The sequence below is a fragment of the Microbacterium sp. XT11 genome (assembly GCF_001513675.1).
Taxonomy (GTDB): Bacteria; Actinomycetota; Actinomycetes; order Actinomycetales; family Microbacteriaceae; genus Microbacterium.
Genome location: NZ_CP013859.1, coordinates 1,004,247 through 1,023,396 on the forward strand (window position 1 = coordinate 1,004,247; position 19,150 = coordinate 1,023,396).

Sequence of the window (19,150 nt, forward strand, 5' to 3'; positions counted from 1 at the left end):
TGGTCGGTGTGTGTCGTCTTTCCGTGTTCCCCAGTGCACGGATCCCCAGTTCGACTGCGCCTCCCGCGCGCTTCGCCCTTCCGAAGCCCTTCGCATCTCACCGTCCGCAGATCAGGAGCGGGCGGCCGATCTTCTGATACATCGATTGGAAGAATTCTTCAGAGAACTTCTCCGAGGCCGTCGCCGTGGCATTGGAAGGGGGCGCGGTGTCCGGTAACGGCCGAGGCGGCGACGAGGGCGTCGGCTGGCGGAACCCCGCGCGCGAGGCCGTTGTGCACGGCGGCGAGCAGTTCGCACGCGATGTCGTCGGGGACGACGACGGGCGTCGCGATGACGCACCGCGTTCCGGCATGCAGCCACACGCGCGTCATACCCAGCGCCTCCTCGCCCCAGCGCACCGACGACCGCCCGAGTTCGCACGCCGACAGCAGCACGGTCTCGGGAGCGCGCGGAATCAGGTCGACGTCGTAGCCGAACAGCGTGCCGTCGGCCAGCTCGAAACCCGAGAACAGGGGATTGTCGACCGCGTGGCGCCCGTGCGCGGCGATGTGCAGCACGTCACTGGTCGCGGCGAGCTCGGTGACGGGCGACACCGAGGCGGCATCGCCGAGCAGGACGGCGGGATCGGGCCACGCCGCCGCTGCCGTGAGCACCTCCTCCTCGCCGCGCGCGACCCGGGGTCCTGCCACCATCGCGGCCGTCGTGCCTGCCGAGGGAGGCGCGGTGAGGGGAGCGGGAGCGCCACCCGCGGTGCGGTCCCCGAGCCAGCGCGAGACCGACAGAGCCAGGGTGAACGGGATGCCGCGCATGCCGGGCAGCATGGACCACGGGATGCCGCCCAGCACGCCGGGCGCCGTGAGCGCCACCCGCCGCGCACCGCCGACCGCGGCGAGCATCGGGGCGAGGAGCGCGGCGTCGAGGCGCGCGAGCCGGTCGTCGAGGGACTTCTCGATCACCGCGGCCATCGGCCCTCCGCGTGTGAGAGCCGCGACGTCGAGATCGGCGCGCAGTCCGTCGGCGGCAGCTCGAACGCGCGACCACGAGAGCGGGACGACCCGCGCAGCGGATGCCGTGACGGCCACGCCGAGCAGTTCTGTACCGGTGAAGACATACGAGAGCACCGCGGTGTCCGCGCCCACAGCCGTCTGGGCTTCTGCGAGGGTGACGCGGGTCCTGGCGTCTCCGGCTCCGGTCGCCGACCACTGCCTCTGTCGCGCGCGGTCCCGCAGGCGGCGCACTCTCGCGTCGACCGTCCAGTCCCCACCGGCGAGCTCGGCGCGCAGCATCCGCAGTTCCGCGAGGTCGTCCGCGAGCTCCGCGTCGCGCGGCGGACGCAGGGGTGCCACCTGCTGGCTGAGGTGCCGTGCGCGCTCGGACCACTCGAAGAGCCGTGCGGGGTCGCGCGTCCGCGCAGCCGCCGCCAGCCCCGTCAGCATCAGGTCGGTGCCGTGCATGGCGACGGATGCCTGCAGATCCAGTGCGCCGAACGAGCGCTGCCAGGTCGTGAGCAGGTCGAGGCCGGCGGCGGCCGTGCGCATCGCGAGCCCGTCCCGCCCCGACGCGGCGGCGCGGACCGCCCGCACCTCATGCGCCCGCAGCCGCAACGGGGTCGGGGCGTCGGCGGGCAGCCGCGGCAGGGGTCCCGGCTCGGCGAGCTTCGCGGTGAGGCGCAGGCCCGTCGCCTCCGTGCGGAAGCCCGCTCGATCGAGGGCGGCGGCGGTGCGTGCGACGTCGTCTGGGGAGGCGTGACGTCCACGATGAGCCCGCACTCGGGCTTCGAGCAGCACGGCTTCGGCGCGCGCAGCCCATCCGTCGCTGCCGAGTGCTGCGAAGCGTCTTGACGCCATCGCCGCTGTGCGTTCGGCAGCGCGCAGGTCGTGCCGCAGCAGCGATCGAGCGAGGTGGAACTCCGCCTCGCCGCGGGCCTGGCGCATGCGCTGTGCGCCGAACCGCGCGGCGACCTCGCCGAGCAGAGTCTCCGCTTCGGTGGTGAGGCCCGCGTCGCGCAGCACTTCGGCGCGGTCGAGGTCGCTGATCGCGGCGGCGAGGTCGCTGCTTGCCGCGAGCACCGGACGCGACCTCGTCATCATCTCCAGAGCCGTGACGAGGTCGCCGCCGAGCAGCGCGGCATAGCCGAGGTTGTGCCGGGCCTCGGCGAGCGGCAGGGGGTCGCCGGTGCTCTCGTAGACGGCCACAGCCTCTTCGAGATCGGCGGTGCAGTCGGCGAGTTGGTGCCGCTGCATCCGCACCACTGCTCTGTTCATCAGCAGATTGGCGCGTTCGAGCGTCGGTGCGGGGAGCGCGTCGAGTGCGCGCGTGAGGGCGTCGTCGGCGTCGTCGAGTCGACCGGCATGCAGCAGGAGCGTGCCGAGTTGTCCATAGAGCAGGGCCCGCGTCTCGCCGGACAGGGCCGCGCGGTCGAGGGCCGCGCGGGTGAGCCGCTCGGCTTCGCCCTGGTCGCCGACCTGCGAGAGCACGTACGCGACGGTTCCGTCGATGCGCGCGCGGAGGTCTGGATCGTCGGTGCGGGCGGATGCCGTCGCCAGCAGACGTCGAGCTTCGGCGAAGCGCCGTGCGTTGGCCGCCGCGACACCGCGTCGGTGCAGCTCACTCGCGGTCAGGGCCATCCTCCCAGGATGCCGTGTCGGCGCCGCGCCGCGGTAGGCCGCGGATCCGCGTCGGCATGTGCGTGGGCGCCGGCATCCGTGTCGGCTGCCGGCATCCGTGTCTGCTCTCGGCATCCGTGTCTGCTGTCGGCATCCGTGTGTGCCTCCGGCCCGGCCGCGGTCATGCCGGACTCACCCCGCGTGCAGTTTGTCGGGAGATTTGCTGGAATCGGCCCGGGAAAGCGGATTCTCTCCCGACAAATAGGAAATCTCCCGACAAACTGGACGCGCTCGCGCGGGTGGCGTGCGCTGGGCGCAGGCGCGGTGTCGTGGCCCGCATGCGGATGCCGGCGGATGCCGAAGCCGGGCGGGCCGACACGTGCCGGCGGATGCCGAATCCGGGCAGGTTGGCGGATGCCGAATCCGCCCCCCGCGGCTACTCCCCGGCCGGGGCGGGGAGGCCCTTCAGCACCGCGTCGACGGCTGCGGTCGCGGCATCCGTCTGCACGCCCTGCGTCGGGACCGTGCCCAGCTGCGCGGCGATCCGCCCGGCCACGACGGGCGCTGCGAACGAGGTGCCGCTCCAGATCGCGAAGCCGCCGCGGTAGTCGTCGGGGTCGATGGTCTCGCGCCGCAGCCCGTCGACGTCCGCGCGGGTCGCGGCCTGCTGGCCTCCGACGAACGCGGGCGACGTGCTCACCACTCCGGCTCCCGGTGCGTACACACGCACCCACGGCCCCACGTTCGAGAACAGGGCGACCGATCGGGCCGACGGGTTCAGCGCTCCCACTGAGACGAGCGGCGCGCCATTGTCGTGCGGGATGCCGTTGTCCGCTCCCGGCCACGGCCACAGCGACGCGGGGAACGTCGGTCGATCGATCGCGTCGTTCCCGGCGGAGCACACCACCACGCACCCGAGCGCACGCGCCTTCGCGAGCAGGGCGTGGAGGGTGAGACTGAACAGCCCATCGGCCGGCGTCTCGTGGTAGTAGCCGAGCGACAGGTTCAGCACGTCGATCGGATGCCCGGTCCCGGGGTCTTCGCGATGCAGCCGCAGGAGCTCCACGACCTGAGCGAGCGTCGTGAGGAAGGTGCTCTCGTCGACGACGCCGAGCGCCCCCGCGACACGGACGGAGAGGATGTCGGCATCCGGAGCCGCCTGCCGGATGAGGCCGGCGATGAACGTCCCGTGCCCTGCCACGGCGTCGATCTCGCCGTCGAGCTGCCCGTACAGATCGGGGAAGCGCTCGGGATCGGCGTCGTCGGTGAGGCCGACCGGGATGCCGTCGAGCTCGATCCGCCGCGTGACGATGTCGTCGGGCAGCCACTCGTGCACACCGCATCCGGTGTCGAGCACGGCGACGACCGGACGGCGGCCCTTTCGCGGCGCGGACTGGCGTGCCGGCGCCGGCCCCAGCCAGCTCACCGGCTGACGCGCTCCACGCCCCGGTTCGAGGTAGTCGTCGCTGCCGCCGGCCCCGGCGCCTCGAACGGGGTTCGTCCGGGTGAACGGGTTGGTGCGGGTGAAGGGATTGGTGCGCGTGAACGGGTTCAGTCCGACGGGGTCGATCGACAGCACGTGCTCCAGGCTTGTGCGCGGCATCGACGTGCGCGAGATGCGCCGGGCGCGCTGCAGCACGCGCCAGGCATCCGGCGGCACGGGGGACTCCCCGCGCACCGGCTCGTCCGGCGTCGTCAGGTGCGCACGGATGAACCACGGCACATCGTCGAGACGCGTGAGCCGCCGATCCGGCTCCTCCAGCTCGATCCGCCAGCCGAACGACCCCGCCGCCTCGTGCAGGGTGCGGATCTCCCTGTCGTACGCACCCTCGTCGTCGTCCTGCGTGACGAGCAGCCGCTCCGGCAGGTATGCGGTCGGGAACGCGCGGATGCCGTCGACCGGCTCGACGTTCGGATCCAGTGTCGTCCCCCGGCGGATCGAGCCCTCGGCCCTGTCCTGCCACGACCATCCCCGTGGCTGATCCATCGGTCATCCTCTCCCGGCGGCGAGCTCCGCGCGGCCGGCGCTCAAGTCAGTTCGAACTGCGGAGTCGACAGCGTGCGCTCGTCGCCGTCCGAGCGGGCGGTGAGTCGCACCCTCGTCATGCCCGATGGCACGTCGTCGAACGCGAAGCGCCCCGTCTCGGTCGGGCTCGTCGTGCGCTCGCGGTCGCCCTGCTCGAGCACGACCTCGGCCGCAGCCGTGTCGACCCAGCCGTCGACGCGGTGACGGCCGTTGACGGTCGCGGTCACATGCAGCAGCACGCTCGTCGTCCCGTCGCTGAACTGCAGGGTGAGCGCGTCCGTCTCCGCACGGACGGCGCTGAGCGGCTGCTCGACCAGGGTGAGCAGGGCGTACTCCGACGCGAGGTCGTCGGAGGCGACCGCGGCGATCATGCGGTCGGCGAGCGTGACGGGTGCAGGGTCGAGCGCCTCCCACATGCCGCGGAGCCGCGCGAACAGAGCGGCGTCGTCTGGCCGGTCGCGAGCGCTCATGTCGCACCCTCCGCGCGAGGCGCCTGCAGCATCGCGCGAAGCTTCGCCAAGCACCGCTGCCTCGTCGGCCCGATGCTGCCGATCGGCATCGACAGGTCGGCGGCGATGGCGGCGTAGTCGGGGCGGTCGTCGAACGCGACGACGCGCAGCAGGCGCTGGCAGCGTTCGTTCAGGGCGCGGACGGCCGACCACAGGCGCCGATTCTCATCGCCCGTCGCCGCGCGTTCCTCGGCCGAAGCCTGTTCGGGGAGGAGCACGTCGAGGTCGTCGGGCTCGGCGGTGTCGACTCGGCCCTGAGCCTTGCCTGCCTTCCACGCCTCGCGGCGTGCGGTGGTGGTGAGCCAGGCCGACACGGCCTTCGGGTCGGCGATCGTGCGCTGCGACCGCACGAGCCGCAGCCAGGTCGTCTGCACGACGTCCTCCGCGAGGGTGCGTTCGAGACCGTAGGCGCGCACCACATGCCACAGCACAGGCGTCATCAGCCGCACGAGGTCGTCCATCGCACGGCTGTCGCCGTCCCGCCACGCGCCGAAGAAGTGCGCCGCGCGTGTCCACCGCGCGGCGCCGTCCCCGGGTGCGAGATCGGCGTCGCCGGGAGCGCCGTCGATCATGAGTCCCATTGTGATCACATCACCAAGGAGCGCGGCAAGGGCTTGCTGATACATGACCGGAGGTCTTGTGCCGGGCTCCGGGTGTCGACGAGCACGGCGCGCCCTTCGGCGACCGCCTCCGCGGCCGCGACGACGTCGATCTCGTACGACAGCCGCGCGTCGACGAAGGCGAGGCGCGCCGCGATGTCGCTCACGGCCGGTTCTTCGACTCGAGCAGATCGGCCAGCAGAGGGAGCTGCGCCGGGTCTTCAAGAGCCGAGCCGACGGCGACGACGCGAGCCCCGGCGCGCAGGTACTCGCCCGCGTTCGCGGCGCTCATGCCGCCCGTCGTGACGAACTGCGCCTGGGGGAACGGCCCCTGCATGGCCGACAGCCACGGCGTGCCCAGCACCGACGCGGGGAAGGCCTTCAGCCAGGTGAGCCCGGACTTCAGCGCCAGCTGCACCTCGCTCGGGGTCGCGACGCCGGGGAGGCTCAGCAGCCCCGCGTCGTGCGAGGCGCGTACGACGTCGAGGTCGAGCCCAGGGCTGACGGTGAACGCGGCTCCGGCATCCGCCGCCTGCGCCACGTGCTCGGTGGACACCACCGTGCCGGCGCCGACGATCTTGCCGCGCTCCCGCCCGGCCGCGGCGACGACGCGCAGCGCCTCGATGTCGCTTTCCGACTGGATCGGCAGCTCGACCACATCGATGCCGAGGTCCCAGGCGGTCGTCGACACCGCCAGGCTGCGTTCCGCGCCCATGCCGCGCAGGATCGCCATGAGCGTCGCGCCGCCGAAGAGCTCCTCGAAGCCGGAATTGTCCAGCGTGTTCGTCATCGTCATCGTCCTCTCGTCATCGCGCGCGGGGTTCCGCGGCATCCGTACCGTCCGCTCCGACGACATCGCCGGTCGACTGCAGCACGAGGTGCGCCCGACGGTGTCCGCCCTGCAGCCGCTCCGCGGGCGCGTCGCCCGCGAGCAGACCGGCCAGGTATCCGGCGGCGAAGGCATCGCCCGCGCCCACCGCCTCGACCACGTCGGTCGGGATGGCCGGGGCGAACACGGTGCCGTCGGCGGAGTACTCGGTGGCCCCGACGTCGCCGTCCTTGACGACGAGGCGGCCGGCGTGGGGGAGCAGGGCCCTGACGTCGTCGGGAGTGGCCGTGCCCCACAGTGTCTGCGCTTCGTCGAGACCGACGAAGGCGATGTCCGCCCGGTCGGCGAGACCGCGCAGCACGGGACCCGCGTCGGATGCCGACCACAGCGCGGCGCGGTGGTTCACGTCGAAGCTGAGCTGGGCATCGCCGGCAGCCACGCGTGCGATGACGCCGTCGATGAGGCGGGCGCATCCTGCCGAGAGCGCAGGCGTGATGCCGGAGATGTGCACGATCCGCGCCTGCTCCAGGGGTACGTCGGCGATGCTCTCCGGTGTCATTCGCGACGCCGCCGAGCCGGCGCGGTAGTAGAGCACCCCGCGGCCGGGGTCTTTGAAGTAGACGCCGGTGGGGGCATCCGGGTCGAACCGCACCCACCGGGTATCGACGCCCTGCGCGGAGATCGTGCGGTGCACGCGATGGCCGAGCACGTCGTCGCCCAGGGCGCCCGCCCAGGCCGTCCGGCGTCCGAGAGCTGCCGCATGCGCGGCCACGTTCGACTCGGCGCCGCCGATGCTCAGCCGCACGTCGACGGCGTCGGCGAGCGGTGTCGCGTCGCGCGGCGTGACCAGGGCCATGGTCTCGCCGAGGGCGATGAGCTCGGGGGTGGCGGTATGCATGGTTGTCATGATGACGACGGTGCGCAGCACCCGCAACGAGCGTTGCAGCATATGCACAGTGCATTGATCGGGGGTAGGTTCGAGCACGACGCGGATCGATCACCCGGGAGGACTCCATGGCACAGCGGCTGATGCTCGACGGACTGGGCGCGCAGGTGCTCACCCCACGGGAGAAGGGCATCCCCGAGCGCGCGTTCGGACTCACGGTCGACGAGTTCCTCGCCACCGGCCCGCGCCTCAGCGAGTTCTGGACGCCCCTCATCGCGCTCGACGACGCAGCGATGAATGCGAACATCGCCGTCATGGCCGACTGGACGGCCGCGCGCGGCCTGGAGCTCATGCCGCACGGCAAGACGACCATGGCCCCAGCGCTGTGGCAGCGCCAGCTCGACGCCGGATGCCCCGGCATCACCCTGGCCACCATGGGCCAGGTGCGCGCGGCGCGGACCTTCGGGCTCGACGAGGTGATGCTCGCCAACGCCGTCGTCGACCGCCGGTCGCTGCACTGGCTGGCCGCGGAGCTCGCCGACCCCGACTTCCGCTTCGTGTCGTGGGCAGACTCGGTCGCGACCGTCGAGCGCATGCAGGGCGCGCTGAGGGAGACCGGCGTCCCGCGGCGCGTGGACGTGTGCGTCGAGCTCGGCGCGGCGGGCGGCCGCACCGGTGCCCGAACGCTCGACGAGGCCGTGGAGATCGCCGGGGCGATCGCGGCATCCGATGTGCTGCGCCTGGCCGGCGTCGCGGGCTACGAAGGGGCGCTCGGACACGACCGTTCGCCCGCGGCGCTCGCCGCGGTGCGCGAGTACCTGCAGCTGCAGCTCGCCCTGCACTCCGCCGTGTCGGACCTGTACGACGACGAGGGCGACGTCTTCGTCACGGCGGGCGGCAGCGCCTACTTCGACGTGGTCGCGGATGTCTACGGCGAGGCGATCCGTGCGGGCGACGGCGTGCGCTGGACGATGCGCTCCGGGGCGTACATCGTGCACGACGACGGGTTCTACCGCGGCATCTCGCCGCTCGACGCGAGCTACGAGGGCGAGCACGACGCGCTGCGGGCCGCCATGCACGGATACGCCCGTGTGGTGTCGCATCCGGAGCCTGGCCTGGCGCTCGTCGACGGCGGCAAGCGCGACTTCCCCTTCGACGAGGGCCTGCCCGAGCCGCAGACCGTGGCCGGCGAGCTCGGGGGAGCCGGTGCGCCGCTGGGGGACGCGACGATCTCGGCCATGAACGACCAGCACTCCTTCCTTCGCCTCGCGGATGCGGGGGCGGATGCCGGTGTGGGCGACGTCGTGCGGCTCGGCCTCTCCCACCCCTGCACGGCCTTCGACAAGTGGGATCTGCTGCCCGTGGTCGCCTCGGCCGACGACGACCGCGTCGTCGAGCTCGTTCGCACCTTCTTCTGAGGAGCACACGTGTCGCAGAGTGTCCGCCGAGCGGCCCGGATCCTGGACGCCATCGCCGCGAAGCCGAAGACGGTGGCCGAGCTCGCCGTCGAGTTCGGTCTGCACCGGTCGACCATGTTCCGTGAGCTGCAGACGCTCGAGGACGTGGGGTTCGCGCGCCGTCGTTCCGACGGCAGCTATGTGCTGGCCTTCCACCTCGTCTCGCTCGCGCAGGTCGCGCTGGAGAACCTCGACCTGCGGCAGGCGGCGTCCGCCCACGTGCGCGAGCTGCACGAAGTGGTCGGCAACACGCTGCACGTCGCGGCGCTCATCGACGACACGATCGTCTACGTCGACAAGGTCGAGGACCAGGGCGGCGTACGCATGTACTCGCGCATCGGCTCGCGCGTGCTGCCGCACTGCACGGGGGTGGGCAAGGCGATCCTCGCCGACCTCGACGGAACGCGGCGAGACGCGGTGCTCGCCGGGACGGACTGGACGCCCCACACCGCGCGGACGATCACCTCGCGGGCCGACCTCGATGCCGAGCTCGACGCGGTCTCGGCGAGGGGGTGGGCCGTGGACGACGCGGAGTTCGAGGACTTCGTCAACTGCGTCGCGGTTCCCATCCGCAGCCCCGTCGGCGTGGTCGGCGCGCTCTCGCTCACCGCGATCAGGATGGTGCAGGACCTCGACGAGCTGGCCCTGCGCGTGCCGCTGCTGCAGCGCACGGCGGCGCGCATCGCCCGCGAGATCGGCTGGTGAAGTATTCGGCTAGCTTGTCGCCGTATCCGCTTTCGATGCCGAGGAATTCCTGCGCCTGGCTGTTGCCGTGCCCTTGGCGGATCCAGCTCATCGCTCCATGATGCCCGTTGTCGTCTGGGTGGTGGCGGCGGGCGCAGATGAGCTGCCTTCGTTCAGGAGGCTGTCGGACCACATGGGGTGCAGGGCGCTACGGCGCTTGATGATGACGTGGAACCGGTGTGGCTCGACGTCGAGCCACGTTGCGATGAGGTCGCGGGCCTGGTGCTCGGTCTCGCGGATTTTCAGCGCTTGGGAGACCGCGGCCGGGCCGAGTTCCGGGACCCGGACATGCCACCATCGGCCCTCTGGGTGGACTGTGACGAGGTAGGGCTTGCGCTGCACTCTTGACCGCATAAGAGAGCGACGATACACGCACCCGACGACGAGCCAGGAGAGTGATCGCTTCGCTGGTTGCGCTGAGGGTGACGGTGAGAGCCTGGTTGGTCCAGTCGAGTGACGCGCTGAGCTTCCCCATGAACGTCCCGGGGTGGTGAGTGCTAGGCTCGCCGATCCGATCGGCTTACGGACGGCGGAGTGTTCGTGCCCGCTCGTCGGGCGCGGTGCGACCGCGTATCGTGGGGAAGTGCCTGACTTCCCCTACGCGCGCCTGCGGCGTCGGCCCGACGTCGAGGCCGCGAACCTGCAGGCGTACGACGCCACCGACGCCCTGCTCGTGGGCAGGGCTCTCGAGAGCGGCGTCCCGGGGCACGAGATCGCCGTCATCGGCGACGCGTACGGCGCGATCACCCTGCCGCTGACGGATGCCGGCCTCACCGGCATCCGGGTGCATCAGGACCTCGCGACCGGCCGCCGGGCCCTCGCGCTCAACGCGGAAGAGCTCGGGCTCGCGGGGTTCTCGCCGCATGAGCTCGACGGATCGCTGCTCGACGGCGCGCGGCTCGTGCTGCTGCAGCTGCCCAAGGCGCTCGCGGAGCTCGAGGAGATCGCAGACGCGGTCGCGCGGTGGGCGGCAGCCGACGTCGTGCTCGTGGCAGGCGGCCGCGTGAAGCACATGACCCTCGCCCAGAACGACGTGCTCGGCCGCAGCTTCGCGCGGGTGCAGCCGCAGCGCGCCGAGCGGAAGTCCCGGCTGATCGTCGCGACGGAGCCGCGTGCGGTGCCGGCTCAGCCGCCGTATCCCGTGCGGGCGCACCATGAAGGCCTCGTGCTCGTGGCGCACGGCGGGGCGTTCGCGGGGGCCAAGCTCGACATCGGCACCAGGGTGCTGCTCGACGTGCTCGCCGAGCTCCCCGGTTCTTCCCCTGCGTCTGTTCGCACAGTCGTCGACCTCGGCTGCGGCACCGGCGCGCTCGCCGTCTCCGCGGCGATCGCGCACGCAGGCGCCCGGGTGGTCGCGACCGATCGTTCTGCAGCGGCCGTGGCCTCGGCACGCGCGACGGCGGAGGCGAACGGACTCGCCGACCGCATCGAGGTGACGCACGACGACGCCGGATCGCGGATTCCCGACGCGAGCGTGGACGTCGTGCTGCTCAACCCGCCCTTCCATCTCGGCAGCAGTGTGCACACGGGAGCCGCGACCCGGCTGTTCGAGGCGGCGGCGCGGATGCTGCGCCCAGGCGGCGAGCTGCTCACGGTCTTCAACTCCGCCCTGGCGTACCGCCCCGAGCTCACGGCGCTCATCGGCCCGACCGAGCAGCTCCGCCGCACGCCGAAGTTCACCGTCACACGAAGCATCCGTCGCTGACCCGTCCTGCACACTCCGCGTGAGCCGAGGGTTCTCCACACATACTGGAATTCGGCCGCTAAGCGGGGCTTTTCTTCCCCTGGGCACTGGCAATCTGGGAGCGGACGGACCCATGATGGAAAGGTGCTCACCGTGACAGAACCGCAGATCTGGACAGCCCTCGGCATTCTTGCCGCGGCCCTCACCGGCATGATCGCCGTGGCGACGCAGCTGATGATGCGCACCATCGCGGCGCAGTTCGACGGGTTCGGCGGGATGTTCGCGGTAAGGGTGGAGGCGCTGCGCACGGAGATGATCGCCGGCTTCGAGAAGGTGCATCTCCGATTCGAGGCGGTGGATCGGCAGTTCGAAGCGGTCGACCGGCGGTTCGAGCACATGGACGAGCGGCTCGACGGGATGGACAAGCGGCTCGACGGCATGGAGAAGCGGCTCGACGGGATGGACAAGCGGCTCGACGGCATGGAGAAGCGGCTCGATCGTGTCGAGCTCCGACTCGACGGTCTCGACGGAGATGTCCGCACGCTGATGGCGCGCACGATGCCCCTCGAGGCGACCCGTGCACGGGGTGCAGACGGCGGGCCTGTTGGCCCCGGAATCGGCGACGCGACCTGAGTCGCGGCGTCCGGCGCGCGACCCGTCATTCCCCCGGTCAGGCCAGGAAACCGAACGAGGCTCAGCGTTACGGATTTGCCCCTGACCGGCCATTTCGTTAGGTTGGTCTGTGGGCCTCACGGCCCCAAGACCAGTCCGCGGCCGCGTCCTTCTTTCGATCTGCTGTGCTGCGAAGAGGCGTGGGCGTACGGTCGATGTTCTCTGCGGTGGATCCGAAATCCGCCGCCTGCGCCGCCACAGCACTGCCCTCGAAACGGCCCCGTGAACATCACCCGGGCGTAACCGAAGCGGGCTCGCCCACGAGGTGAGCCGTGGGGGAGACGTGTCCGAAATCGCACTCGAAGCGCGCCATCTGTACAAGGTGTTCGGGAGGAACCCGAATCAGGTCGTACGGCGCCTGAAAGCAGGACAGAACCGGGGCGAGGTCGCCGATGCCGGCACCGCCGCCGTGATCGACGCCAGCTTCACCGTGAACCGCGGTGAGATCTTCGTGATCATGGGGCTCTCGGGCTCCGGCAAGTCCACCATCATCCGCATGCTCAACGGTCTCCACGAGGCGACCGACGGGAGCGTAGTCGTCGTCGGCGACCCCATCACCGGCATCCCCGCGTCGAAGCTCCGCGAGATCCGCCGTGACCGCATCTCGATGGTGTTCCAGCACTTCGCCCTGCTGCCGCATCGTACGGTCGCCGCGAATGTCGCCTATCCGCTCGAGCTCAAGGGCGTGCCCAAGGCCCAGCGCCTGGCGAAGGCCGACGAGATCCTGTCGCTGGTCGGCCTCGCCGGTCTCGGCGACAAGCTGCCCAGTGAGCTTTCGGGCGGCATGCAGCAGCGCGTCGGCATCGCCCGCGCGCTCGCAGCCGACACCGACATCCTGCTCATGGACGAGGCGTTCAGCGCGCTCGACCCGCTGATCCGCCGGGAGATGCAGGAGCAGCTGCTCGAGCTGCAGCAGAAGCTGCACAAGACCATCGTGTTCATCACGCACGACCTCAACGAGGCGATGTTCCTCGGCGACCGCATCGCCGTGATGCGCGACGGCCGCATCGTGCAGATCGGCACGCCGGAAGACATCCTCACCGACCCGGCCAACGACTACGTCGAGCAGTTCGTGCAAGACGTCGACCGTGCCCGCGTGCTCACGGCCGCGAACGTCATGGAGCGTCCGCGCCCGGTGGTGGCGCACACGGCAGGACCCCGCACGGCTCTGCGGCAGATGCGTGATTCCTCGATGTCGGCGACGTACGTGGTCGGCCGCGACCGCCAGCTGGTCGGCATCGTGACCGACCGCGACGCGGTCAAGCTCGTGCGCAAGGGCGTGACCACCCTCGACTCGATCCTCAAGCCGGTGCCCCTCGCGGTGAACGAGGACGAGGTGCTCATGAACCTCTTCATCCCGTCCATCGAATCGCCCGTGCCCCTGGCCGTGACGGATGCCGCCGGCCGCCTGGTCGGCGTGATCCCGCGTGTCACGCTGCTGGCGGCGCTCGGCCCCGGACCCGGCGCGACCGGCGAGCTCACCCTGCCTCTGCTGCCGATGCCGCAGGCCGAGATCGACGCCGTGCTCGGCGAAGCGGAGGTGGCGGCGGAGGCCGAGGCGCAGCCCGCCGCGGCGCCGCAGATCGAGGGAGGGAACCGCTGATGCCCGCGCTCAACATCGCCCCGATGGCGGACGGCTTCCGCATCCCCGTCGGAGACGCGGCGAAGTTCGTCGTCGACTGGATCCGCGACAACCTGAAGATCCTGCTCGACGTCGTCTCGAACGTCGTCGGCTTCCTCGTCGAGGGGCTCGCCGACGTGCTGAACTTCCTCCCCGCGCCCCTCATGATCGTGCTGTTCGCGGCGATCGCCTGGCTGCTGCGTTCGTGGCAGCTCGCGGTGGGCACGGCCGTGACGTTCGCGCTCATCGTCGGCATGGACCAGTGGGATCACGCCATGGAGACGCTCGCGCTCGTGCTCGTCGCGGCGCTGGTGACGGTGGCGATCTCGGTGCCGCTCGGCATCTGGGCTGCGCGCAACGACAGGGTCAGCGCGATCGTGAAGCCCGTGCTCGACTTCATGCAGACGATGCCGTCGATGGTGTACCTGATCCCGGTGATCGTGTTCTTCGGCGTCGGCTTCGTGCCCGGCGTCATCGCGACCGTGATCTTCTCGCTGCCTCCCGGCGTGCGGCTGACCGAGCTCGGCATCCGCGGTGTCGACTCCGAGACCGTTGAGGCCGGCCACGCCTTCGGCGCTGCACCGGGGCAGATCCTGCGCGGCATCCAGCTGCCGCTGGCCATGCCGACGATCATGGCCGGCATCAACCAGGTCATCATGCTCGCGCTGTCGATGGCGGTCATCGCCGGCATCGGCGGTGCCAACGGTCTCGGCAAGGAGGTCGCCGCGGCGCTGGCGACCATCAACATCCCGCAGGGCGTCGAGGCCGGGCTCGGCGTCGTGTTCATCGCGGTCTTCCTCGACCGCGTCACCGCGGCGCTGGGAACGCCGAGCGATCACCCGTCGTCGCTCCTGGGCATGCTCGCCCGGCGCCGCAACGCGCGCCGCCAGGCGATCGCGGATGCCGCGGCGCAGCCGGTCGCCGTCTGACTCACAGTACCCATACGAAACGCACGAGAACATACGAAAGGACGCACCATGAAGAAGTTCCGGCACATCACAGCAGGGGTGGCACTCGCTGCCGCCGCATCCCTCGCCCTCGCGGGCTGCGCGAGCGGCGACGACGGAGCCGCGGGAGGCGACGGCGACAACGGTGACAAGGGCACCATCACCCTCGGCTACCTGCCCAGCTGGACCGACGGCCTCAGCATGGCCTACCTCGCGCAGGACCAGCTCGAGAAGCTCGGCTACACGGTCGAGATGGAGGAGATGACCGAGGCGGGCCCGCTGTTCACCGGCCTCGCCAGGGGCGACTTCGACGTGTATCCCTCGGCGTGGCCCCAGGTCACCCACAAGGAGTACATGGAAACCTACGGCGACGACCTGGAGGACCTCGGCGCGTACTACGACGGCGCGGTGCTCACCATCGCCGTACCGTCGTACATGGACGACATCGACTCGATCGAGGACCTCGCAGGCCAGGCCGACCGGTTCGGCGGCAAGATCGTCGGCATCGAGCCGGGTGCGGGCCTGACGGGTGTGACGAAGGACTCGATGATGCCCGAGTACGGTCTCGACGGCGAGTACGAGCTGCTCACCTCGTCGACCGCGGGCATGCTCGCCGAGCTCGACACCGCCTACGCCGCCGAGGAGGACATCGTCGTTACGCTGTGGCGGCCGTTCTGGGCGTACAACAGCTGGGACATGAAGGACCTCGAAGACCCGAAGGGCGCCATGGGCAAGCCCGAGACGCTGAACTTCATCGCGCACGCCGGTGTCAGCGACGAGTTCCCCGAGGCCGCCGAGCTGTTCGGCAAGATCACGCTGAACGACGAGCAGTACGGCGCGCTCGAGGGCCTCGTGACCAGCGAGGAGTACAAGGGCAAGCCGGCCGAGGCCGTCGACAAGTGGATCGAGGAGAACGGCGACCAGTTCGACTGGATCGTCGAGTAACCCGTATACACATCTGGGGCCGACTCGCCAGATGTCGGACGGGATGCACGTCTCGTCCGACCGGTGGGTGTCGGCCCCGGTTCGTGTCGCTAGGCCAAAGGGCGGCGGTGTGCAACGGGCACCCGGCGAGACGGCGGCGGGCGTAGCCTGTCGGTGTGGACGGGTTCGCTGCGGTCGACTTCGGGTTCGCCCGCGAGGCGCTCCAGCGGGGCATCGCGGCGCTGTACCTCGTCGCGTTCCTCTCGACGCTCAACCAGTTCCGCCCGCTGCTCGGCGAGCGCGGCCTTCTCCCCGCACCGGCACTGCTGGAGTGGGTGGCCGCCTCCGACTCCCGCCGGCGGATGCTGCATCCGACGCTGTTCCGCCGCATCCGTTACACCGACCGTCGCCTCGTCGCTCTGTGCTGGTGCGGCATCGCCGTGGCCGCGCTGCTCGTCGTCGGCCTTCCGCAGCTCGCCCCGCCGTGGGTGCCCATGATCTGCTTCCTCGCGTTGTGGCTCGGGTACATGTCGATCGTCAGCATCGGGCAGACGTTCTACTCCTTCGGGTGGGAGACGCTGCTGCTCGAATGCGGCTTCCTGGCGGCCTTCCTCGGCTCACGCGACCAGCCGCCGCCGACCGTCGTGATCGTGCTGTTCTGGTGGCTGCTGTTCCGGCTGGAGTTCGGCGCTGGCATGATCAAGATCCGCGGAGGCCGCGAATGGCGCGACCTCACGGCGCTCATGTACCACCACGAGACACAGCCGATGCCCGGTCCGCTCAGCCGTCAGGCCCACCTGCTGCCGAGGTGGTTCCATCGCGGGGAGGTGCTCGGCAATCACTTCGCGCAGCTGGTCGTGCCGTTCTTCCTCTTCGCGCCGATCCTGTCGCTGTGGGTGCCCGGCCCTGTGCCGCAGATCGTGGGGACCGTCGCCGCGGCGATCGTGATCGCGACGCAGGCCTGGCTCGTGCTCACCGGCAACTTCGCGTGGCTCAACTGGGCGACCATCGTCATCGCGTTCTCGGCGGTCTCGATTCCTGGCGTCGGGGCACCGTCCGACCGCGGCGCCGACTGGCCCGGCATCCCGCTGTACTGGTTCGTCATCACGTGCGCCGTCGGCCTGCTCTACGTCGTGCTCAGCTGGCCCGCGCTGCGCAACCTCTTCGCCCGGCGCCAGCTCATGAATGCCAGCTTCAACCGGTGGCAGCTCGCGAACGCCTACGGCGCCTTCGGCACCGTCACGAAGGAGCGCATCGAGTACGTGGTCGAGGGCTCGCCCGATGACAACGGCTCCGAGTGGCGCGAGTACGAGTTCAAGGGCAAGCCCGGCGACGTGCACCGCATCCCCCGCCAGTTCGCGCCGTACCACCTGCGACTCGACTGGCTGATGTGGTTCCTCCCGCTGGGGCGATCGCTCGACGACTGGTTCACGGCGTTCCTCGTGCGGCTGCTCGAAGCGGATGCTCCGACGCTGGCGCTGCTGCGCGTCGACCCCTTCCACGGAGAGCAGCCGCGCATGGTGCGCGTCGTGTCGTATCGGTATCGATTCGCGACACGCGCCGAGCGCAGAGCGGACGGGGTCAGATGGGTGCGCACGGGCCGACGCGTGATCCTCGGGCCCGTGGGACTGCGGTGACGCGGGTGATCGTCCCCTCCTCGTCCGAGCGCGGCGAAACGCCCCGGCCGGGGAGAGCCCGGACGGAGCGTTCCGTCTCACTCGGTGCGATCACCGGATCCGCTTGCGGTACGAGAGCATCGCCAGCATGTAAGCCACCACGAGGATGCCGACGCACCACGCCAGCGCCACCCAGATGTCGGAGCCGACCGGCTGCTCGGCGAACAGCGCCTGGATCGTGTTGACGATCGAGGTCACCGGCTGGTTCTCGGCGAACCACCGCACCGGGCCCGGCATGGTGTCGGTCGGCACGAACGCCGAGCTGATGAACGGCAGGAAGATGAGCGGGTACGAGAACGCGCTCGCTCCGTCGACGGTCTTCGCGCTGAGCCCCGCGATGATCGCCAGCCACGTGAGCGCCAGCGTGAACAGCAGCAGGATGCCGATGGCGCCAAGCCACGCCAGCACGCCTGCGCCGGTGCGGAACCCCATGAGGAATCCCACCGCGAAGATGATCGCCAGCGTGATCGCGTTCGCGACGAGCGACGTGATCACGTGCGCCCACAGCACGCTCGACCGCGCGATCGGCATGGAGTGGAACCGCTCGAAGATGCCGCTCTGCAAGTCGGTGAACAGCCGGAACGCCGTGTAGGCGATCCCCGACGCGATCGCGATGAGCAGGATGCCGGGGAGCAGGTAGTTGACGTAGTTCTCCGCGCCCGTGCTCTGACGCAGTGCGCCGCCGAACACGTACACGAACAGCAGCATCAGGGCGATCGGGGTGACCGCGGTCGTGATGATGGTGTCCGCGCTGCGGAAGATGTGCCGCAGGGAGCGGCCGGTGAGTGTCGCCGTGTCGGCGATGACGTGCGTGGTCATGCTGCGCGCTCCTTCTGGGTTTCAGGGTCGGAACCGGGTCCGACGAGGGTGAGGAAGATCTCTTCCAGGCTCGGCTGCTTCTCGACGTACTCGACCTTCGCCGCCGGCAGCAGCGCCTTGAGCTCGGCGAGCGTGCCGTCGGCGATGATGCGGCCCTGGTGCAGGATCGCGATGCGGTCGGCAAGCTGCTCGGCCTCGTCGAGGTACTGAGTGGTGAGCAGCACCGTGGTGCCGGAGCTCGCCAGCTGCTTCACGACCTCCCACACCTCGATGCGCGCCTCGGGGTCGAGGCCCGTCGTCGGCTCGTCGAGGTAGATGACCTCGGGGTCGCCGACCAGGCTCATCGCGATGTCGAGCCGGCGCCGCATGCCGCCGGAGTACGTGCCGGCCTTGCGGCCACCGGCATCCGTGAGCCGGAAGGTCGCGAGCAGCCGGTCGGCGATCGCGCCGGGGTCGGGCAGATGCCGCAGCTTCGCCACGAGCACGAGGTTCTCGCGCCCGGTGAGCACCTCGTCGACCGCGGCGAACTGGCCGGTGAGGCTAATCGACTCGCGCACCTTCAGCGGGTCGGCTGTGACATCGTGCCCCTGCACCGACGCCGTACCGGCATCCGGTGTGAGCAGCGTCGACAGGATGCGCACCATGGTGGTCTTGCCGGCGCCGTTCGAGCCGAGCAGGGCGAAGATCGAGCCCTTCTCGACCTCGAAGTCGACGCCGCGCAGCACGTGCAGGTCCTTGTAGGACTTCTCGATGCCGCGCACCGAGATGGCGGGGGTGGTCATGGTCGTCCTTCCTTTCCGATGGCCTCGTCGACGGCTGCGATGAGCTTCGTGCGCTCCTTGTCGATCCAGCGCTTGCCGCCGTACGACTCGGCGAAGGTCTCGGTGAACTCCACGGGGTCGTCGCCGACGATGGCGCCGACGGGGGTGCCGTCGATCGCGGCGCGCTCCCACAGGTCGGCGAGGTCGGTGAACATCTGCACGAGGGTGTCGCCGTCGGTGACGCCTCCGTACACGAGGTAGTAGCGGTGCTGTGCGGTCGCGACCCCGCGGTAAGGCTCAGGGAGAGCCTCGATGCGCTTCTTCGCCTCGCGGTACTGCTTCTTCTGGTCGAGCGGCCCGGTGATCATCTCGATCCATTTGGCGGCCATG

The 19,150-nt window shown here is 70.5% G+C and carries 19 protein-coding genes; 8 read left to right on the forward strand and 11 right to left on the reverse strand.

What is annotated here, in order from left to right; all coding sequences use genetic code 11:
* Positions 1-158: 158 nt before the first annotated feature.
* The 7 genes from AB663_RS04760 to AB663_RS04790 form a co-directional block, all read right to left on the reverse strand.
* Positions 159-2,627 carry a CHAT domain-containing protein gene (locus AB663_RS04760; protein WP_067196293.1) on the reverse strand — a complete coding sequence of 823 codons (2,469 nt, stop codon included), beginning with the start codon at positions 2,625-2,627 and terminating at the stop codon, positions 159-161.
* A gap of 415 nt (positions 2,628-3,042) precedes the next feature.
* The gene (locus AB663_RS04765) at positions 3,043-4,593 is read right to left on the reverse strand and encodes a S8/S53 family peptidase (protein WP_067196294.1); all 1,551 of its coding nucleotides are present in this window, start codon (positions 4,591-4,593) and stop codon (positions 3,043-3,045) included.
* Positions 4,594-4,634: 41 nt separating this feature from the next.
* Positions 4,635-5,102, reverse strand: coding sequence for a hypothetical protein (locus AB663_RS04770; RefSeq protein WP_067196295.1), 468 nt, complete (start codon positions 5,100-5,102; stop codon positions 4,635-4,637).
* Positions 5,099-5,713, reverse strand: a complete 615-nt coding sequence (locus tag AB663_RS04775; RefSeq protein WP_232304638.1) for an RNA polymerase sigma factor — start codon at positions 5,711-5,713, stop codon at positions 5,099-5,101. Before AB663_RS04775 ends, AB663_RS04770 begins: the two co-directional genes overlap by 4 nt.
* A gap of 14 nt (positions 5,714-5,727) precedes the next feature.
* Positions 5,728-5,907 (reverse strand): hypothetical protein, encoded by a 180-nt coding sequence (locus tag AB663_RS04780; RefSeq protein ID WP_067196297.1) that lies wholly within the window; start codon positions 5,905-5,907, stop codon positions 5,728-5,730.
* The gene (locus AB663_RS04785) at positions 5,904-6,530 is read right to left on the reverse strand and encodes a bifunctional 4-hydroxy-2-oxoglutarate aldolase/2-dehydro-3-deoxy-phosphogluconate aldolase (protein ID WP_067202166.1); all 627 of its coding nucleotides are present in this window, start codon (positions 6,528-6,530) and stop codon (positions 5,904-5,906) included. Before AB663_RS04785 ends, AB663_RS04780 begins: the two co-directional genes overlap by 4 nt.
* A 16-nt stretch (positions 6,531-6,546) precedes the next feature.
* The gene (locus AB663_RS04790) at positions 6,547-7,476 is read right to left on the reverse strand and encodes a sugar kinase (RefSeq protein WP_083511323.1); all 930 of its coding nucleotides are present in this window, start codon (positions 7,474-7,476) and stop codon (positions 6,547-6,549) included.
* Between the two features lie 107 nt (positions 7,477-7,583).
* Here AB663_RS04790 and AB663_RS04795 point away from each other — a divergent pair, with 107 nt between their 5' ends.
* On the forward strand, positions 7,584-8,873 hold the full coding sequence (locus AB663_RS04795; protein WP_067196302.1) for a hypothetical protein: 1,290 nt from the start codon (positions 7,584-7,586) through the stop codon (positions 8,871-8,873).
* Positions 8,874-8,882: 9 nt separating this feature from the next.
* Positions 8,883-9,617, forward strand: coding sequence for an IclR family transcriptional regulator (locus AB663_RS04800; protein WP_067196303.1), 735 nt, complete (start codon positions 8,883-8,885; stop codon positions 9,615-9,617).
* Positions 9,618-9,704: 87 nt separating this feature from the next.
* Here the strand turns inward: AB663_RS04800 and AB663_RS04805 are convergent, their stop codons facing one another.
* Positions 9,705-9,998, reverse strand: a complete 294-nt coding sequence (locus AB663_RS04805) for a hypothetical protein (RefSeq protein WP_067196304.1) — start codon at positions 9,996-9,998, stop codon at positions 9,705-9,707.
* 241 nt (positions 9,999-10,239) lie between these two features.
* Between AB663_RS04805 and AB663_RS04810 the strand changes: the two genes are divergently transcribed.
* From AB663_RS04810 to AB663_RS04835, 6 genes are all read left to right on the forward strand, one after another.
* The gene (locus AB663_RS04810; RefSeq protein WP_067196305.1) at positions 10,240-11,361 is read left to right on the forward strand and encodes a class I SAM-dependent methyltransferase; all 1,122 of its coding nucleotides are present in this window, start codon (positions 10,240-10,242) and stop codon (positions 11,359-11,361) included.
* Positions 11,362-11,493: 132 nt separating this feature from the next.
* Complete coding sequence (locus tag AB663_RS04815) at positions 11,494-11,973, forward strand: hypothetical protein (protein ID WP_157540882.1); 480 nt, start codon at positions 11,494-11,496, stop codon at positions 11,971-11,973.
* A 322-nt stretch (positions 11,974-12,295) separates the two neighbouring features.
* Positions 12,296-13,615: a quaternary amine ABC transporter ATP-binding protein gene (locus AB663_RS04820; RefSeq protein WP_067196309.1), complete on the forward strand. Its 1,320-nt coding sequence runs from the start codon at positions 12,296-12,298 to the stop codon at positions 13,613-13,615.
* On the forward strand, positions 13,615-14,562 hold the full coding sequence (locus AB663_RS04825) for an ABC transporter permease (protein ID WP_232304639.1): 948 nt from the start codon (positions 13,615-13,617) through the stop codon (positions 14,560-14,562). The genes AB663_RS04820 and AB663_RS04825 overlap by 1 nt, the downstream gene beginning before the upstream one ends.
* Positions 14,563-14,610: 48 nt before the next feature.
* A complete protein-coding gene (locus tag AB663_RS04830; protein WP_067196311.1) occupies positions 14,611-15,525 on the forward strand; it encodes a glycine betaine ABC transporter substrate-binding protein in 915 nt (304 codons plus the stop codon).
* A gap of 155 nt (positions 15,526-15,680) precedes the next feature.
* The gene (locus AB663_RS04835; protein ID WP_067196313.1) at positions 15,681-17,141 is read left to right on the forward strand and encodes a lipase maturation factor family protein; all 1,461 of its coding nucleotides are present in this window, start codon (positions 15,681-15,683) and stop codon (positions 17,139-17,141) included.
* Between the two features lie 90 nt (positions 17,142-17,231).
* On the opposite strand, the gene AB663_RS04840 is transcribed toward AB663_RS04835, so the two are convergent.
* From AB663_RS04840 to AB663_RS04850, 3 genes are read right to left on the reverse strand one after another with little or no spacing between them, the layout of a single operon-like run.
* The gene (locus AB663_RS04840) at positions 17,232-17,999 is read right to left on the reverse strand and encodes an ABC transporter permease (RefSeq protein WP_067196315.1); all 768 of its coding nucleotides are present in this window, start codon (positions 17,997-17,999) and stop codon (positions 17,232-17,234) included.
* The gene (locus AB663_RS04845; RefSeq protein ID WP_067196317.1) at positions 17,996-18,781 is read right to left on the reverse strand and encodes an ABC transporter ATP-binding protein; all 786 of its coding nucleotides are present in this window, start codon (positions 18,779-18,781) and stop codon (positions 17,996-17,998) included. Before AB663_RS04845 ends, AB663_RS04840 begins: the two co-directional genes overlap by 4 nt.
* The gene (locus tag AB663_RS04850; RefSeq protein WP_067196319.1) at positions 18,778-19,149 is read right to left on the reverse strand and encodes a DUF1048 domain-containing protein; all 372 of its coding nucleotides are present in this window, start codon (positions 19,147-19,149) and stop codon (positions 18,778-18,780) included. Before AB663_RS04850 ends, AB663_RS04845 begins: the two co-directional genes overlap by 4 nt.
* Position 19,150 lies beyond the last annotated feature (1 nt).

Excerpts from the sequence above, each read along its gene's own strand:
- AB663_RS04760 (WP_067196293.1), bottom strand. The coding sequence starts at position 2,627 with ATGGCCCTGACCGCGAGTGAGCTGCACCGACGCGGTGTCGCGGCGGCC.
- AB663_RS04765 (WP_067196294.1), bottom strand. The coding sequence starts at position 4,593 with ATGGATCAGCCACGGGGATGGTCGTGGCAGGACAGGGCCGAGGGCTCG.
- AB663_RS04770 (WP_067196295.1), bottom strand. The coding sequence starts at position 5,102 with ATGAGCGCTCGCGACCGGCCAGACGACGCCGCTCTGTTCGCGCGGCTC.
- AB663_RS04775 (WP_232304638.1), bottom strand. The coding sequence starts at position 5,713 with ATGATCGACGGCGCTCCCGGCGACGCCGATCTCGCACCCGGGGACGGC.
- AB663_RS04785 (WP_067202166.1), bottom strand. The coding sequence starts at position 6,530 with ATGACGAACACGCTGGACAATTCCGGCTTCGAGGAGCTCTTCGGCGGC.
- AB663_RS04790 (WP_083511323.1), bottom strand. The coding sequence starts at position 7,476 with ATGACAACCATGCATACCGCCACCCCCGAGCTCATCGCCCTCGGCGAG.
- AB663_RS04795 (WP_067196302.1), top strand. The coding sequence starts at position 7,584 with ATGGCACAGCGGCTGATGCTCGACGGACTGGGCGCGCAGGTGCTCACC.
- AB663_RS04825 (WP_232304639.1), top strand. The coding sequence starts at position 13,615 with ATGCCCGCGCTCAACATCGCCCCGATGGCGGACGGCTTCCGCATCCCC.
- AB663_RS04830 (WP_067196311.1), top strand. The coding sequence starts at position 14,611 with ATGAAGAAGTTCCGGCACATCACAGCAGGGGTGGCACTCGCTGCCGCC.
- AB663_RS04840 (WP_067196315.1), bottom strand. The coding sequence starts at position 17,999 with ATGACCACGCACGTCATCGCCGACACGGCGACACTCACCGGCCGCTCC.
- AB663_RS04845 (WP_067196317.1), bottom strand. The coding sequence starts at position 18,781 with ATGACCACCCCCGCCATCTCGGTGCGCGGCATCGAGAAGTCCTACAAG.
- AB663_RS04850 (WP_067196319.1), bottom strand. The coding sequence starts at position 19,149 with ATGGCCGCCAAATGGATCGAGATGATCACCGGGCCGCTCGACCAGAAG.